The 15,233-nt window shown below is 49.5% G+C and carries 14 protein-coding genes; 1 reads left to right on the plus strand and 13 read right to left on the minus strand.

Annotated elements, in window-relative coordinates; translation table 11 throughout:
- Window positions 1-264 precede the first annotated feature (264 nt).
- The 7 genes from C3V36_03630 to C3V36_03660 all read right to left on the minus strand — a co-directional run bounded on the left by C3V36_03630 (window position 265) and on the right by C3V36_03660 (window position 6,408).
- Window positions 265-1,044: a short-chain dehydrogenase gene (locus tag C3V36_03630; protein AVM68417.1), complete on the minus strand. Its 780-nt coding sequence runs from the start codon at window positions 1,042-1,044 to the stop codon at window positions 265-267.
- A 26-nt stretch (window positions 1,045-1,070) separates the two neighbouring features.
- Window positions 1,071-1,637: a flavin reductase family protein gene (locus C3V36_03635; protein AVM68418.1), complete on the minus strand. Its 567-nt coding sequence runs from the start codon at window positions 1,635-1,637 to the stop codon at window positions 1,071-1,073.
- 11 nt (window positions 1,638-1,648) lie between these two features.
- Complete coding sequence (gene ppk2 / locus C3V36_03640) at window positions 1,649-2,575, minus strand: polyphosphate kinase 2 (protein ID AVM70428.1); 927 nt, start codon at window positions 2,573-2,575, stop codon at window positions 1,649-1,651.
- Window positions 2,576-2,771: 196 nt separating this feature from the next.
- On the minus strand, window positions 2,772-3,263 hold the full coding sequence (locus tag C3V36_03645; GenBank protein AVM68419.1) for a cysteine methyltransferase: 492 nt from the start codon (window positions 3,261-3,263) through the stop codon (window positions 2,772-2,774).
- 28 nt (window positions 3,264-3,291) lie between these two features.
- Window positions 3,292-4,257 (minus strand): hypothetical protein, encoded by a 966-nt coding sequence (locus C3V36_03650; GenBank protein ID AVM68420.1) that lies wholly within the window; start codon window positions 4,255-4,257, stop codon window positions 3,292-3,294.
- Between the two features lie 152 nt (window positions 4,258-4,409).
- Complete coding sequence (locus C3V36_03655) at window positions 4,410-5,168, minus strand: hypothetical protein (protein ID AVM68421.1); 759 nt, start codon at window positions 5,166-5,168, stop codon at window positions 4,410-4,412.
- Window position 5,169: 1 nt separating this feature from the next.
- Window positions 5,170-6,408 carry a putative DNA modification/repair radical SAM protein gene (locus tag C3V36_03660; protein ID AVM70429.1) on the minus strand — a complete coding sequence of 413 codons (1,239 nt, stop codon included), beginning with the start codon at window positions 6,406-6,408 and terminating at the stop codon, window positions 5,170-5,172.
- 315 nt (window positions 6,409-6,723) lie between these two features.
- Here C3V36_03660 and C3V36_03665 point away from each other — a divergent pair, with 315 nt between their 5' ends.
- On the plus strand, window positions 6,724-7,368 hold the full coding sequence (locus C3V36_03665) for a membrane protein (protein ID AVM68422.1): 645 nt from the start codon (window positions 6,724-6,726) through the stop codon (window positions 7,366-7,368).
- Between the two features lie 6 nt (window positions 7,369-7,374).
- On the opposite strand, the gene C3V36_03670 is transcribed toward C3V36_03665, so the two are convergent.
- The 6 genes from C3V36_03670 to C3V36_03695 all read right to left on the minus strand — a co-directional run bounded on the left by C3V36_03670 (window position 7,375) and on the right by C3V36_03695 (window position 15,209).
- Entirely contained in the window at window positions 7,375-8,250 is an 876-nt protein-coding gene (locus C3V36_03670; protein ID AVM68423.1) for a 2,5-diketo-D-gluconic acid reductase, read from the minus strand.
- Between the two features lie 15 nt (window positions 8,251-8,265).
- Window positions 8,266-8,703, minus strand: a complete 438-nt coding sequence (locus tag C3V36_03675) for an N-acetyltransferase (GenBank protein AVM68424.1) — start codon at window positions 8,701-8,703, stop codon at window positions 8,266-8,268.
- Window positions 8,700-10,163, minus strand: coding sequence for a hypothetical protein (locus C3V36_03680; protein AVM68425.1), 1,464 nt, complete (start codon window positions 10,161-10,163; stop codon window positions 8,700-8,702). Before C3V36_03680 ends, C3V36_03675 begins: the two co-directional genes overlap by 4 nt.
- Before the next feature lie 100 nt (window positions 10,164-10,263).
- Entirely contained in the window at window positions 10,264-11,415 is a 1,152-nt protein-coding gene (locus C3V36_03685; protein ID AVM68426.1) for a lactaldehyde reductase, read from the minus strand.
- A gap of 400 nt (window positions 11,416-11,815) precedes the next feature.
- Window positions 11,816-13,480, minus strand: a complete 1,665-nt coding sequence (locus tag C3V36_03690) for an ABC transporter ATP-binding protein (protein AVM68427.1) — start codon at window positions 13,478-13,480, stop codon at window positions 11,816-11,818.
- A complete protein-coding gene (locus C3V36_03695; GenBank protein ID AVM68428.1) occupies window positions 13,458-15,209 on the minus strand; it encodes a cysteine ABC transporter ATP-binding protein in 1,752 nt (583 codons plus the stop codon). Before C3V36_03695 ends, C3V36_03690 begins: the two co-directional genes overlap by 23 nt.
- Window positions 15,210-15,233 lie beyond the last annotated feature (24 nt).

Here is a 15,233-nt window from a genome sequence, read left to right on the forward strand (position 1 = left end):
CCGCCTTTTTCCCTGCCGGCAGAATCTTTCCGTTTTGATCCCGGCCTTATAACCAGGCCTTTTCCAGATGAAACGGCAGTTCCCGCCAGACACCATCATTTATCATATCAGAAATCCGAATGATACGCAAGCAATTTTCGGGAAATACTCCTTGTAAATCAGGATTTCCGGACCCATACAAAAAGTGGCGACAGCCTTTGCGTCCAAGGCTTATCACCACTTTTTCTTTATCCGTATCGAAGATGGCGCTATATCATAGCCCTCTTATCTCTGTGCGCACGCCATGACCCGGCGCACTAACTTCAGCGGCACTTTTCGCCCCAAAACAGCTAAAATCTGATTTGACAGCCCCGGCACAATGACAACCTCGCCCTGCTGAAACCGCTCGTAGGCATAGCGGGCAACCTGCTTAGCCGACCAGCCGCTCTGCGCCATTTGGCTGAAACGCTTGGATTCACTTAACCCCGCCCGATCCTGAAATCCGGTCTGGATCGGTCCCGGACACAAAGCCGAAATTTTCAGTTTGGTATTCTTCAGTTCTGCCGCCAGCGCCTGGGTAAAGGAAAGAACATAGGCCTTAGACGCATAATAATCCGCCATTCTCGGCCCCGGCGCAAAAGCCGCTACCGATGCCACATTTAAGATGCCGCCCCTGCCCCGAAAAACCATCCCCGGCAAAAAAGCCCTGGTCAGATACATCAGTGTCATTACATTGAGCTGCAACATTTCCCATTCTTTTTTTAAATCGGATTTATGAAATTCTCCATAGCTGCCAAAACCGGCATTGTTGATCAGAGTGTCCACTTCATAGCCCTTTTCACGCGTCCACTGAACTAATTTTCGCGCCGTTTCCGGCCTTGATAAATCGCCGGCAAAGGTCTGAACCCGAATCTGATAGCGTTCTGCCAGTTCCTCCGCCAACTTTTTCATTATTTCTTCCCGGCGCGCCACCAAAATCAAGTTTTCGGCCTTGGCCGCATAAATCCTGGCCAGTTCCAGCCCGAGACCGCTGGTCGCTCCGGTAATCAAAGTATATTTCACCATTTTTCCCGCCTTTGCTATTTATTTACTCATTTTACTTTTTGGCAGGAATAGCCAAACTTACCCAGCTTTTCCCCCAAGGAAAAATATTCGCCATGCGAATAAGCTACCAAACCCAGCGAATTCAAATGAAACTTGCCGGTCTCGTCAATCTCCGATTGCTGAACCGATACATTGACAATTTCTGCCAGAAACATATCGTGCGTCCCTAACTCCAGCCGATTCTTAATCCGGCATTCCAAGATAACCGGACTTTCACCGATCCCGGGCGCTTTGATTTGTTCAGACGGATACGCGGTCAGCTTCATTTCCTTAAACTTATCAACCTGCCGGCCGGAACGCACGCCGCAATAATCCGCAGCGCGGGTCAGCTCCGGCGTAACCAGATTCACTGTAAACTCGCCGGTTTCACGCAGGATATCATAAGAGTACCGCTCCGGCCGCACCGAAATCGAGAGCATCGCCGGCGAGCTGCAAATCGTTCCCGCCCAGGCAATCGTGATAATATTTGGCTTCTCTCCCGGCCGCTGGCATGCGACCATCACCGCCGGCACCGGATACAGCATATTCCCGGCTTTCCAGTTTTGTCTTTCCATCAAACTTTCTCCTACGCTTCGCCGTTCTCAGCCATGACCTTGCCGGCATAATCCGGCACAAACTTCTGCATCCTAATATCCGGCCGGACATATTCCTTGTCTTTCTCAATCTTCGGCAGCTCAAACTTTTTCTTTTCCGTCTCCTCATAAGGAATCCGTGACAGCAAATGGGCAATACAGTTTAAGCGGGCATGCTTTTTGATATCGCTTTCCACTACATTCCACGGTGAAATATAGGTATCTGTCCGCTCAAACATCCGATCCTTGGCCTTGGAGTATTCTACCCACTTTTTGCGGGATTCCAAGTCAATATCACTGAACTTCCATGTCTTAAGCGGGTCGTCAATCCGATCCTGCATTCTCTTTTCCTGTTCCTCATCATTAACCGAGAACCAATATTTGATCAAAATAATACCCGACCGAATCAGCATTTCTTCAAACTGCGGGCAGCTTCTTAAAAATTCCTGATATTCTTCTTCTGTACAAAATCCGAACACTTTTTCTACACCCGCTCGATTATACCAAGAACGGTCAAACAACACAATTTCACCAGCCGCCGGTAAATGCTGCACATATCTTTGAAAGTACCACTGGCTTCTTTCCTGCTCGGTTGGCTTGGGCAATGCCACTACTCTGCAAAAACGCGGATTCATATGTTCGGTAATCCGCTTGATGGCGCCGCCCTTACCGGCTGCATCTCTGCCCTCAAACAGCACCAGCACTTTCAGTCCCTTGAGCCGAACCCAATCCTGAAGCTTAATCAATTCAATCTGCAGGCGGCGCAGTTCCTTTTCATACAGCTTACTGCTGATCCGCCCGTTTTTGGACTTCTTTTTCTCTTTTTCTACCGGTTCCGTTCCCGCACAGTCGGCACAGGCTTCCGTTTCTTCCGCCGCTCCCGCTTCCGGACTGTCGAGGTTCAACCATTGTTTTTCCATTTTGTTTTTGCTTTTTTTCTCTTTCTTGCTCTTTTTCATCATAACTCCTTTCATCAAGCACAATGCTTTCCCGTCAAATTACATTTTCAGATATGGCTTTGTTCTTCTCAGGATGTTATCAAGCGTATTTCTCCGCCTCTCCCATCTTTTTAAGTATATCAGAATTACTAAAAAAAGCAATAAAAATGATACAGTATCAAAAGTATGAAAGCCCTTGTTTTTCCAAAGTCAATAAATACTGTTTCATCTCCATACCGCCGCCGTAGCCAGTTAAGCCTCCATTTTTGCCGATTACCCGATGGCAGGGTACGATAATACTGATTGGATTGTGATGATTGGCCTGTCCGACCGCCCGGCAGGCTTTGGGACTTTCGATCCGCTCGGCAATCTCCTGATAACTGGCCGTTTTCCCAAACGGAACTTCGCACAGCGCCTGCCACACCTTTTTTTGAAACTCCGTTCCCCGCAGCAGCAGCGGCAAAGTGAACTCTTTTCTTTGCCCGGAAAAATATTCCCGCAGCTGCCGGTCGGTCTCTTTCAAAAGTTTTGTTTCCCGTAAGAGAAATCCACTCAGCGGCAGATCTTCCGGTTCCGCTTTGAAAACTTGAACCAGCGCCCCGTCCTCTTCACCAATCCCCAGCCGGCCAATCGCCTGTGCCGGGTAATCATAAAAATAAAAAGCTTTCATTTTTTTGCCTTTCTCGCCTGAACTGCACCTATTTTTTATAATACAGCCGGTCAACCCACTTAATCACATCCAGCGCCTGCTCCCAGTCGGCATTACTTTCCCCCATATCCAGCAGTTCCCTGACAATGCCGGCCTGATAGGGCATTGCGATATGATTGGGCATCCGGTAATTAAACATTTCAAACTCGCCCCGCTTTTCCAAAATAACCGCTTCCTTGCCAAATACAGAAAAACGCAAGTTTCCCTTGCTGCCGACAATCATCACTTCTTCCTGATCCTTATCGGCTGCATAGCACCAGGAGCCGGTACCAACCGCTCCGTTTTCATGGCGGAAAGTGGCCGTAATCGTATCGCCTGTCGGGTCGGAACCGCCTTGATTGAAAACCTGCCCTGTAAAGTCAGTCATTTTGCCAAAATAAAACTCCAAAATATCCAGCGTTTCAATCCCCAGCCGCCAAAACTTATCGCCACCCTGAAACTGCGGCATCGCTTCGCCCTTTCTTTCGTCCTCGGTCGGCTTCGCCCAATGCGTCACCCGAATCATTCGAATGTCCCCGATTTGCCCGGAAGTCAGCAAGTTCTTAATATTCATAAACTTAGGCAATCCCCGCCGATAAAGGGCAGCATAAGCCGGCAGCTTTTCTGCTTTGGCCTTGGCATCGATTGCCAGCGCCTGCTCATAGCTTAACGCTATCGGATTTTCTATATAGACTGCCTTTCCCGCTTCCAAACACTGTAAGGCTAAAGCGCAGCGCATATCCGCCGGCGCGGCAATATAAACAATATCAATATATTGATCTGCCAGCATATCCTCTACGCTCTCAAAAGCCTTGGCCGCCCCATGTCGAAAAGCAAAGCGCAGCGCCTTTTCCTTATTCTGATCATAAACGCCTTCTAATACGGAATTGGGATTTTTATACAATCCCGGCCCGCTTTTTATTTCTGTAGCGTCACTGACCCCCAATAACCCCCAACAAATATTCAGTCGATTCATATGTCCCTCTTCTGTTCCAATTTAAGCAAGTCGTCATTATCTCATATCTATTATCGGCACCTTTTGCCAAAATCAAAGAGGGCTTTTTAAGTTTTTTACTGTATTTCCGTCTCGTTCTTCGCACTTACCATCAAAGACCGGTAGCCTGCTCCTCAGCGCAGCGTCTGAAATTCGGTCAAATTCGGCCGGTATTTGAGCGGTACATGCTGTTTTTGCCGTTTGTCGCTTCTTCTTTCTTCAACCGCACTATGCTCAAAATAGCCTTGCCACAGCGTTTGAAAGCCAAGTTCGGCTGATGAGCGATGTTCTTTCATCTCTATGCGGCCGCCCGTAAACGGCCGCAGCTCCCAGCGCCCTTGATAGGCCACCAGCGCGGTATTACGGCCGGCATCATGAATCACAATTCTCTCCCGGTAAAAGCGGTCAACAAAATGCCCGGCCATCAGTTCCAAAATATCATTCTGCGGCGTGATGCGGGCATAAAGGCAACTTTGACTGCCCTCGCCGATTTCTTCAAAGCGGACAAAGCCCAAAAAAGAATGCCTTTCCCGGCTGACCCGTTTGGCCAAATCCGCAATCCGCCGGATGTCCTTTAGGGATAGAGCATTTTCGGCCGCTGCTCCCAGCTGAAAGGCCTGCTCGACAAAACGGAGCAGCCAGCTGTCCTTTTGCGCTTCGGCCGAGTGAAAAGCATAATACAGCCAGTCCATAACGGTCTGTCCGCACTTTTGCCACAATGCCTTTTCCACCTTGGCCGCCTTTTCCGGCTCGGTCATAATTTCCCGGCATTCATCCAAAAACAGCCCCGGCGAGTCGGCCGCGGCCAAAACCTCCGTCCCTCTTTTTTCATAATAATTCGCATATACCACCGATAAAAATCCCTGATAACTGCCATCATACAGATAAATCATATTATATCCCCAGGGTCAGCTGTTCGTAGGTCGCCGGCGGTGCCAGCAGGCTGCGCAAACGTTCCGGCGTCGGAAGTTCGCGTCCGGCCAGATATTTTCCGCCGCAAGTCATAAAATAACGGGCTTTTTTCAGGGAAACGCCGAGCTTTTGAACAGAAGTTTCCGTCAGCGGAGCAAATCTTCTTTGCCGGATAATCTTTTTCGCGGTCAGCGGCCCGATGCCGGGAATCCGCAGCAGTTCTGCCAAGCCGGCTCGATTGATTTCAATCGGAAAAAGATCCAAATGCCGAAGCGCCCAGGTCAACTTGGGATCCAGCTCCAAATCCAGATTGGCATTGCTCTCCGGCACAATCTCATCTACCTGAAAATAATAATAGCGCAGCAGCCAATCCGCCTGATAAATCCGATGCTCCCGCAGCAGCGGCGGCGCCGTTTGCAGAGCCGGCAGGTTTTCCCCGCTGTTGACCGGGACATAGGCCGAATAATACACTCTTTTCAAATCATAATTTTGATACAGAAAGCTGCTTCGTCCTAAAATCTGGCGGTCGCTTTCCGCCGCCGCTCCGACAATCATTTGCGTCGATTGTCCGGCCGGCACAAAGGCCGGTGCATAGCGGTACTTGGCTTTTTCTTCCCGAATCTGATTTTGTTCCTCTTTAATCTGTGCCATCGGCAAATAAAGCTTTTCCATCTTTTTTTGCGGAGCCAGCAGCTTTAAACCCGATTCAGTGGCCAGCTCGATATTAACGCTCATCCGGTCGGCCAGCAGCCCGGCCTCGTGAATCAGCTTGGGATCGGCGCCGGGAATTGCTTTGACATGAATATAGCCGCCAAAGTTTTCCCGCCGGCGCAGGAGCGTCAGCACCTGCACAATCCGCTCCATAGTGGCATTGGCGTTTTTCTCAACGGCCGAGCTTAAAAACAGTCCCTCAATATAATTGCGCCGATAAAACTCCATCGTCAGCGTTACTACCTCTTCCGGCGTAAAGCTGGCTCTGGCAATATCATTGCTCGACCGGTTGACACAATAGGCACAGTCATAAATGCAGTGATTGGTCATCAATATTTTCAGCAGGGAAATGCACCGGCCGTCCGCGCCCCAAGTGTGACAAATTCCCGCATTCGCAGCGCTGCCTAAAGATTTCACCCCTTTCCGGCTGTTGCCGGAAGAAGAACAGGACACATCGTATTTCGCGGCGGCTGCCAGTATCGTTAGTTTTTGATAAATTTCCTGATTCATAATTCCCATTCCCCCGGTTTGAAATTTCAACTCAACTTCTCCTCTGGAAACGCTGCTCGTTTCTGCATGGGCAGGCACTCTCCTGCAAAGACTGTTTTCGTTTTCCGGACAAAGTTGAGTTCTCATGTATCTGCTTTTTCAGTATATCACATTTGCGGGCATGGGTCAAACATATGTTCGTATGAAATAAAATTTTTTCCCCTTTCCCTGTCTTTCTTCTGGCGTTTTTTTCACAGTCATGCTATACTGTGCTATGTTGTAATGATAGAGAGGAAACACTATACTGTCCTGTATTGATTATCGAGAGGAAATTCTATGCTGCGTAATTTTGTAAAACAATTTCAAATAAAGCAAAAACCCCGGCCGATTCAGCTTTTTTTGTATATCTTCGGGCTTATCGTTCTAAATCTCGGGGTTGTGCTGACCGTTCATTCCGGAGCCGGAGCGAGCGGTTTTGATTCTTTAGTTTTTGCGTTAAACCATATTTTTCAGCTTCGGTTGGCTTATGTTGTTTATATTGTATCTTTTCTGTGCGTACTGACGGCGGCCGCCATCCGGCACAGTTACCCGAGAATGACAACTTTTGTGACTTCTCTGGTTTCCGGCGCCATAGTCGATGTCTGGCAAATGCTGCTGCATAACTTTTATGCCGTTAATCTGTGGACTTCCGTCCTGATGCTGCTGGCCGGCATCTGCCTGCTCAGCTTCGGAGTCGGCGTCTATCTGCTTTCCGAACTGCCGGCCGGGCCGATTGATGATCTGGTGGTAGCACTGCACGAAAGAAAACTGTCGCTGCAGGCAGCCAAATTATCGGTTGATCTTTCCTGCCTGACACTGGCCTTTTTCCTGGGCGGCACCGTCGGCTGGGGAAGCCTGGTGCTAAACTTTGCCTTGGGGCCGTTGGTTCAGTTTTGGAATAAACGCTGCGCTTGGGTGGTGAATAAGAGTCAAACCGTATAGCCGCTTTTACCGCTCTTTATATTTTCCGCCAAACACTGCAAAGGAACTATGCTCGCCGTAGTCCTTAATCTTTTCCATATTTTTCAGAATCTCCATATCCTGATCGGAAATGACAAAATCAACGGCGGCGTTAGCCTTCATATGCTCAGGGTTGACTGTTTTGGGCAATACAATCATCCCTAACTGAAGATCATAACGAATACAGAGCTGCGGCACCGATACGCCGTATTTTTCCGCCATTGCGGCAATCTTTTCATTTTTTAAGGCCTCACCATGTGCTACCGGAGAATAGGCCTCCACCACAATCCCCTTATTCTGACAATACTGAATCAATTCCAACGGGGTATTGGAAATATGGCACAACACTTGATTCACCATCGGCTTAATCTCCGCCGCCGGCCATAAGTTTTCCACATCCTCAATCAAAAAGTTGGATACGCCGATGGAACGAAGTTTCCCGGCCCCAAGCGCGTCTTCTAACGCTTTCCATACCTGCCGGTTGCCCTCAATATAGCGATTATCCGACTGATTGACCTCTTCCCACGGCTGCGGACTGTGAATAAGCATTAAATCAATATAATCCAGACCCAGCTTTATCAGGCTTTCGTCAATTGACGCGGCTGCCGCCGCATAGCTTTTATGCTCGGCTTCGACTTTGGACGTGACAAAAATCTGCTCCCGGGGAATTCCGCTGCCGCGGATGCCATCACCGACACCCCGTTCATTGCCGTATGCCTGCGCCGTATCAATATGCCGGTAGCCCAGTTCAAGCGCCGTCCGAACCGCCTCCGCCGCCTTATCATCCGGCTGAATCATCCAAGTGCCCAGCGCCAGCTGCGGTACTACTATGCCATTGGACAATGTCATGGTTTGATTGTACATATCTGCCTCCTTTTGTTATTTCAATTCCTTTTTCATATATCCCGGTTCATATTCCCGATATCCATATTTGGGGTAAAATTGATACGATTCCGGCCACTCTTCTTTCGGCGAACCAAGATGCACTTTTATTACTGCTATGCCTTTTTCCCGCATGGCTGCTTCTGCCGTTTGCAGCAAAGCCGTCCCAATACCCTGATGTTTTCTGCCGGCCTTGACATACAAACGGCGCAAAAAAGCCTCCTGTGAATTTACATTGACATAGCCCACACAACCAATCACCCTGTCATTTTCATCAATCGCCAGCCAAAAACCGCCGCCCCGTTCCCAATAGTTACCCGTTACATCCAGTAAATCGTTATTTAATCCCGGCTTGCGCCCAAGTGCGTCCTTGGCCTGCAATACCATAAAAATCATATCATCCCGGTAACTGTCCTGATAAGATATTATTTTCATTTTCTTCTCCCGCGGAGCACCCGGACCACTCCGATTACAAAGCCGAACACAACTACCGTTATAAAGGCTGCAATCAGCATTTTTTTATAGAAAGCTGACGATCTGACCTGCGTTTCTGCTTTCGGCTTTTGGCTTTCACTCAAAGAAAAGGTCAACTCTCCGGCCGGCAGTTTCGCCAAATCAAGCAAATAACCGTCGTTCGTTTGAACAAATTCCGGCAGACTGCTTTCCGTCAGGAAAAAAGGCGTATTAACTCTAATCTTCAGCCGGCCGAACTGTGCCCATGTCTGCGCCGGGGAAAGCAAATAAGTATAGCCAAATACAGGCGGCTCATACCTTGTATCAATGGAAGGATACAGTGGCGCTTCAACTGTATTGGTCAGCCGCTGCCCCGGCTCCAGTGTAATTTCATATTCATACCAGCGCATCAGCGCGTCCGAAATATCTAAATCATCCGGATAGTTCATCAAAAATATTCCTCCGCCATGATTTTTGCTGCTCTGACGAAACATTTCGACTATGGCATTATACCAATCCGCTTCTGCAATCCCACTGTTAGCCGGATATTTCATCAAAGCCAACTCCCGTAGGGACAATTTTTCCATCTGCAGCAGGGTCATAGCACCATCAATTTCTTCCCCGTCCTTAGCACCGCCATCTTTATAGAATGTCCATTTCATCTCCTGAGAAGGGACTTCACCAATCACATTTAAAATCACTTCCTGCCCGTTTTTAGCCCAAAGGTCAAGCCGGGCACTGCCGTCAGTCCGTATCTGAAAACCGCGCTCTTCCTCCAGAAAAAACTTGGTCCGGCCGTCAAACTTCGGAATATCAAGTGCCACCGTTGCTGCCGGATTTTTCTCTCGATCCACACCGCTGACAGCATAAATGTACCGCGTCACCTCCAAATCCGGCGAATAAAAATCATCTTCCCAAAAACTATCCCGCAGACGCCCCATATCTTTGTTTAAGTCAAACTGCTCATAATACCAGGAAAGTGTGTGACGCAGTCTTTTTTCAATCTCCCGGCCATTTACTTTAACCGCGTATTTAGCAGTATCATTGGAGCGGACGCGGTTTCCCCGTTGTTCGTCATATCGGTCATAACCATAGTCCGGAAAAGCCCCGAAAGGAAAAACCAGCTTAGCCGTTACCGTGTAATCCGCCGGATTATAGAAGCTATATTCAGCCGTTACCATACCGGTATATGTCAAAAAATCGTTTTCTGTTTGGTAATAGCTCTGGGGAAACTCGGAAACCGCAAAGGTCAACTGTTCTTCTTCGACCACCAGCGGACAGTCCTCGTCCGTAACAATCGCACCAGTCGCACTGACTCCCCGCCAATTCCTTTGCGCCGAGTTGGCCAGTACCATCCTCTGCCCGGCAATGCCGCCCAATAAAATCACCGTTGATAGAATCAAAAAAAGTTTTTGCCCCTTCATTTTCCGCTCCTCTTTCATTCTTGATTTTTTCCGGTTTCGGCAAGGATTCCGGAATAAGTAAAATAGAAAAATCACGCTTTCAGCCTAACCGTCCTGAAAGCGTGATTTTGAGCAGCTGTTAAAACAGCCGCTTATATAAAGCAATGGTTTCTTCCAGCGTCGGCATAAAGGGGTTACCCGGTGCACAGGCATCAATCAAAGCATTCTTTGATAAGTATTCAAAATCAAACTCTTCTTCCTTAATGCCCAACTCCGTCAATTTTTTCGGAATTCCGACGGTGGCGGACAGTTTCTCAATCTCGGCAATCGAGTATTCGGCGCATTCCTGATCGCTCTTGCCTTCCGTTTGCATACCCAGCGCTTTGGCTACATCACGGAACGCTCCCGGCACCCGCTTGGCATTTTCCCGCTCTACCAGCGGCAACAGCATGGCACAGCAAACGCCGTGTGCCAGATGATAAACCGCGCCCAGCTGATGAGCCATCGAATGAACATAACCGAGTCCGGCGTTATTAAAGGCCATGCCGCCTAAGAAAATGGCGTTGACCATCGCCTCACGCGCTTCAAGGTCATGCCCGTCTTTCACAGCCCGCGGCAAATATTCTTTAATCAATTCAATCGCGCCAATCGACAGCTTTTTGGTCACACCGTAGGCACCGGGCGTTACCAAGGCTTCAATCGCATGCGTCAAAGCATCCATTCCCGTGGCCGCCGTCAGGCTCGCCGGCTTTGACACCATCAGTTCCGGATCATTGACCGAAATAAGCGCCAGGCTATTCTTATCGACCATAACCATCTTAACTTTCCGCTCTTCATCGGTAATAACATAGTTAATCGTGATTTCGGCAGAAGTTCCGGCCGTGGTATTAATCGCCACAACCGGCAGTCCCTTTTCCTTCGATTTGTGCAAACCCTCGTAATCTTGCGGTGTACCGCCGTTGGTCGCCATGATGGAAATGCAGCTGGCCGCGTCCTGCGGCGAACCGCCGCCGAGCGATACGATAAAATCACAGCCGTTTTCTTTGAGCGCCTTCAAGCCATCATAGACATTCTTGCAGGACGGATTCGGATCAACATCTTCAAAAACCGCATATCCAATACCATCTGCCGCCAGCGTCGATGTTACTTTCGGTAAAATATCGCTGGATGCAATGTAGTGGTCAGTTACAATCAAAGCTTTTTTAAAGCCAAGATCTTTAACATAACCGCCGAATTCTTTGATTACACCTTTCCCGATTAGGTTGACAGATGGTACATAAAATACTGACATAGGCGTTCCTCCTTTAAGAAAAAAGTTAAAAATCCGTTGCTCAACATTTCCCATACTCATCGGAACTGTTTTTCTTTCATTATACTAAAACATTTTATTATATACAACTACTTTACTCAATTTTCCCATGTTCAACACAACTGTCTTTTTTAGGCAGAAAGCAGCTCTTTCGATCAGGTAGGTCGCCCACCCGGGCAGAAACGCATAGCGTTTCGACCAGGGGCAGAATGCCCGCCCGGGCAGAAGTGCATAGCACTTCGATCAGGGAAAAGTTAAGCTCTGTCCAACTATTTTACTCAACTTTCCCAGGCCCGGCAAAACCATGCCGGTTACCGCTCAGGCAAGAGTCCCGTAATTTACGGCAAGCCAGCTGCAAGGGCAGCCTTAAGCAAATGGATAGTTACGCCTCTTTTCGCCGGCCGTTTTCAATCATGACCACCTCATCGGCAATCCGAACGGTTGACCGCCGGTGCGAAACCAGCGCAATCGTTTTCCCCTTAGCCTCCTCTTTCAGCGAGCGAAGAATCACCGCTTCATTCAGACTGTCTAAATTGCTGGTCGGCTCGTCTAACAATAAAAACGGTGCATTATGAAGAAACGCTCTGGCCAGACCAATCCGCTGGCGTTCCCCGCCGGACAGCGTTTCGCCCAGTTCTCCTACCTGTGTTTGATAACCGTCGGGCAAAGTCAGAATAAAATCATGCAAAGCTGCCTTGCGGCAGGCGTTTTCCACCTCGGCATCCGTTGCTTCCGGCCGGGCAACACGAATATTTCCGGCAATCGTATCGCGAAACAGCTGCGTTTCCTGAGTCATATAGCTTTCCATCGCCCGCAGATCGGCGGTATTAATGGCAGCAACATTTCGATCCGAAATAGAGATGTTCCCGGTCTTAACCTGCCAAAATCGCATAAAAAGTTTAAGCATCGTCGATTTGCCGCAGCCGGATTGGCCAACCACCCCAATAATCCGGTTTTCCGGAAAGGATACCGTCAAACCGTTCAAAACTTCTTCTTCGCCATAGGAAAAGCTTACGTTGCTGCACTCCGCTCCGGCAAAGGAAATCGGCAGCTGTCCGGTAATATCTTCCGTTTCCGGCGTTTCATCCAAAATCGCCAGTACCCGCGCTCCCGAAGCAATGGTTGACTGCAAGGTTGTGCCCAGATTGGCCAGCGCCATGACCGGGCCAAAGGACGACATCAACGCCAAAAGCGGCAGCAAAAAGCCGTCAAAGCCGGTCACTCCCCGGCTGAAAAGTCCAGCGGCCAAGAGCAGCATGGCCACGTCAGAGAACAAAATCAGCGTATTCGCCAATCCAAAGTTGGTGCCTGTCAGCTTACTTAACTGCTCCTGCCGCCGGCTCAGTTCATCGGTTTTCCGGTTCATACTCTCCAAGCGCTGGCCACCGCCGCCATATTGAATGGTTTCATCCAGCCCCCGGATATTTTCCAGCATATGAGCCGCCAACTCCCCCGACTGCGCCCGCAGCTCATCTCCCAGTGTACCGCTCCGGCGGGAAATCACTGCCGGCAAAACCAGCCCGACCGTCAGAAAAGCCAGTGCCGCCAAAATCCCTAAACTCCAATGATACGAACCGATAAAAACACACATCACCGCCGATGTCAGGACGGCAATGCAGATCGGCGACAGCGTATGGGCATAAAACACCTCCAGCAACTCGACATCGGTTGTAATCAAGCTGATCAAATCCCCCTTTTCCCTGCTCTCCAGCTTAGCCGGACAAAGCCGCCGGAGCGCCCGGAACACCCGGTCGCGGAGCAAAGCCAGCAAGGTAAAAGCAATATAATGATTCAGCCACTGCTCACCGAAACGCAGCACCGCCCGGATGACCGCCAAAAGCAGCAGCAGCCCGATGATTACCTCCACCCGGAGCCCGCCCTTCAGACCCAGTCCGGCAAGCAAAGCATAACCGCCTAAAATCGGAATAAACTGGGCACTCAAAAAGCCCAATGTTCCAAGCACCACCGCCAGCAGCATAAACCCGGTCAAGGGTTTCACTACGTTTACCAGACGTAAAAGAGTCTTAAGCTTCGACTGCTTCTTCATCGTCCGTCTCCTTTCCATAGCGCTCCAAAGTCTCCTGCGTTCGCCAAAGTCCGGCATAAACACCGTTCTGCGCCAATAGTTCCTCGTGTTTTCCGCTCTCTGCCATCCGCGCCCGCTCCAGGCAATAAATTCGATCCGCTCCGGCCACATTGGCCAGCCGATGAGAAATCATGATTACCGTTTTCTGACCGGTCAGTTCCCGAATTTGTGTCAGAATCGCTTCCTCGCTCTCAATATCAATATTGCTGGTCGCCTCATCAAAAATATAAACCGGCGTATCATGCAAAATCGCTCTGGCCAGAGCTAACCGCTGCTTCTGCCCGCCGGACAGATTGGCTGCGTTTTCTAAGAGCGGCGTATCCAGACCATTTTGCTCCTTTAAAAAAGCCGACAGATGGCAGCGATCCAGTGCTTCCCACATTCGCGCCTCATCTGCCTCGGCCATGGCCAGTGCCAGGTTTTGCCGGACTGTGCCCTTAAAAAAAACGCTGCCGAAGCCGATATAAGTAATGGTTTTCATTAAGCTTTCTTCCGATATCTCACCGATTTCCCGGCCACCCAGAGTAATCCGTCCTGATTTCACCGTGTTCCTGCCCATCAGGAGCGACGCAATCGTTGACTTGCCGCTGCCGGATTCTCCGACGATACCGATAAAGCCATGCTCCGGAATAGTAATGGTAACATCCTGCAAAACCTCTCTTTGCCCATCATAGGAAAATCCCACATTCTGTAAGACAATCGGGCCGGCCGGTGCTGCTTCTTTTTTCTCCGGGCTTTCCGCTTCACCCAAAAACCGGAAAATCTTGGCGCTGGCCGCCATGCCGTTCATCGCCACATGAAAATAACTGCCCAGCCGGCGCATCGGCAGGAAAAAATCGGCAGATAAGAGAATCATAAAAACAGCAGCGGTCAAAGGCAGGCCTTCGCTCAGAAACGCCTTAACCGTCAGGATAATACCCAACGCCGCACCACCATAAGCAACAAAATCCATGATGGTAATGGAGTGGAGTTGCATGGTCAAAACCGCCATCGTCGCCTTGCGGAAATGCTCAGACTCCACATTCATTTCCTTATTTTTAAGCTCATCCGCCTGATATATTTTCAGGGTGGTCATGCCTTGCAAATTTTCCAAAAAGGCCGAACCCAACTGCGTATATTGTCCCCAATAGCGGCTCAGTAGTTTTTTGGCCAGTTTCTGAACAACGATGATCGCTCCGGGGATCAGCGGTACGCAAATCATCAGCACCGCCGCCACTTGCCAGCTGCCCGCCAGGCCAAATAAGAAAAACAGGGTGATCGGCGCCAAAAAGGCATAAAAGAACTGAGGCACATAAAGCCCAAAATAACTTTCCAGCTGCTCCACGCCTTCCACGCTGACTTGCACCAGTTCAGCGGTAGACACTTTCTCCCGATATGTTCCGCCGAGGCGCAAGAGTTTAGCGTAAATTTTCTCCCGCAACGTCCGCTTAACGCTTCGCGAAGCTAAATAGCTCATCCGCACCGCCAGCCGAACTACAAAAAAGCGAGCCGCTATCGTCCCCGCAATCAGCACCGCCGTCAGCCAAAGCTGGTTCACATCCCATTCCCGCCGATACAGCCGTCCGGCCGCTCCCGCAATCAGCAGCATCATCAGCGCGTTTAAAATCAGCTCCAGCCATTGGCAGAGGACATTCCCCGCCATATATTTCTTACTTTCCGGGCAAACCCGGAGTAGTCTTCGGTCAAACATATATTTTCTCCTATCTTGCAGCTT

The sequence above is a fragment of the Lachnospiraceae bacterium oral taxon 500 genome, assembly GCA_002999035.1.
Taxonomy (GTDB): domain Bacteria; phylum Bacillota; class Clostridia; order Lachnospirales; family Vallitaleaceae; genus W11650.

Coding starts and splice junctions, on each gene's coding strand:
- C3V36_03630 (AVM68417.1), bottom strand. CDS start 1,044: ATGGTGAAATATACTTTGATTACCGGAGCGACCAGCGGTCTCGGGCTG.
- C3V36_03635 (AVM68418.1), bottom strand. CDS start 1,637: ATGGAAAGACAAAACTGGAAAGCCGGGAATATGCTGTATCCGGTGCCG.
- ppk2 (AVM70428.1), bottom strand. CDS start 2,575: ATGGAAAAACAATGGTTGAACCTCGACAGTCCGGAAGCGGGAGCGGCG.
- C3V36_03645 (AVM68419.1), bottom strand. CDS start 3,263: ATGAAAGCTTTTTATTTTTATGATTACCCGGCACAGGCGATTGGCCGG.
- C3V36_03650 (AVM68420.1), bottom strand. CDS start 4,257: ATGAATCGACTGAATATTTGTTGGGGGTTATTGGGGGTCAGTGACGCT.
- C3V36_03655 (AVM68421.1), bottom strand. CDS start 5,168: ATGATTTATCTGTATGATGGCAGTTATCAGGGATTTTTATCGGTGGTA.
- C3V36_03660 (AVM70429.1), bottom strand. CDS start 6,408: ATGAATCAGGAAATTTATCAAAAACTAACGATACTGGCAGCCGCCGCG.
- C3V36_03665 (AVM68422.1), top strand. CDS start 6,724: ATGCTGCGTAATTTTGTAAAACAATTTCAAATAAAGCAAAAACCCCGG.
- C3V36_03670 (AVM68423.1), bottom strand. CDS start 8,250: ATGTACAATCAAACCATGACATTGTCCAATGGCATAGTAGTACCGCAG.
- C3V36_03675 (AVM68424.1), bottom strand. CDS start 8,703: ATGAAAATAATATCTTATCAGGACAGTTACCGGGATGATATGATTTTT.
- C3V36_03680 (AVM68425.1), bottom strand. CDS start 10,163: ATGAAAGAGGAGCGGAAAATGAAGGGGCAAAAACTTTTTTTGATTCTA.
- C3V36_03685 (AVM68426.1), bottom strand. CDS start 11,415: ATGTCAGTATTTTATGTACCATCTGTCAACCTAATCGGGAAAGGTGTA.
- C3V36_03690 (AVM68427.1), bottom strand. CDS start 13,480: ATGAAGAAGCAGTCGAAGCTTAAGACTCTTTTACGTCTGGTAAACGTA.
- C3V36_03695 (AVM68428.1), bottom strand. CDS start 15,209: ATGTTTGACCGAAGACTACTCCGGGTTTGCCCGGAAAGTAAGAAATAT.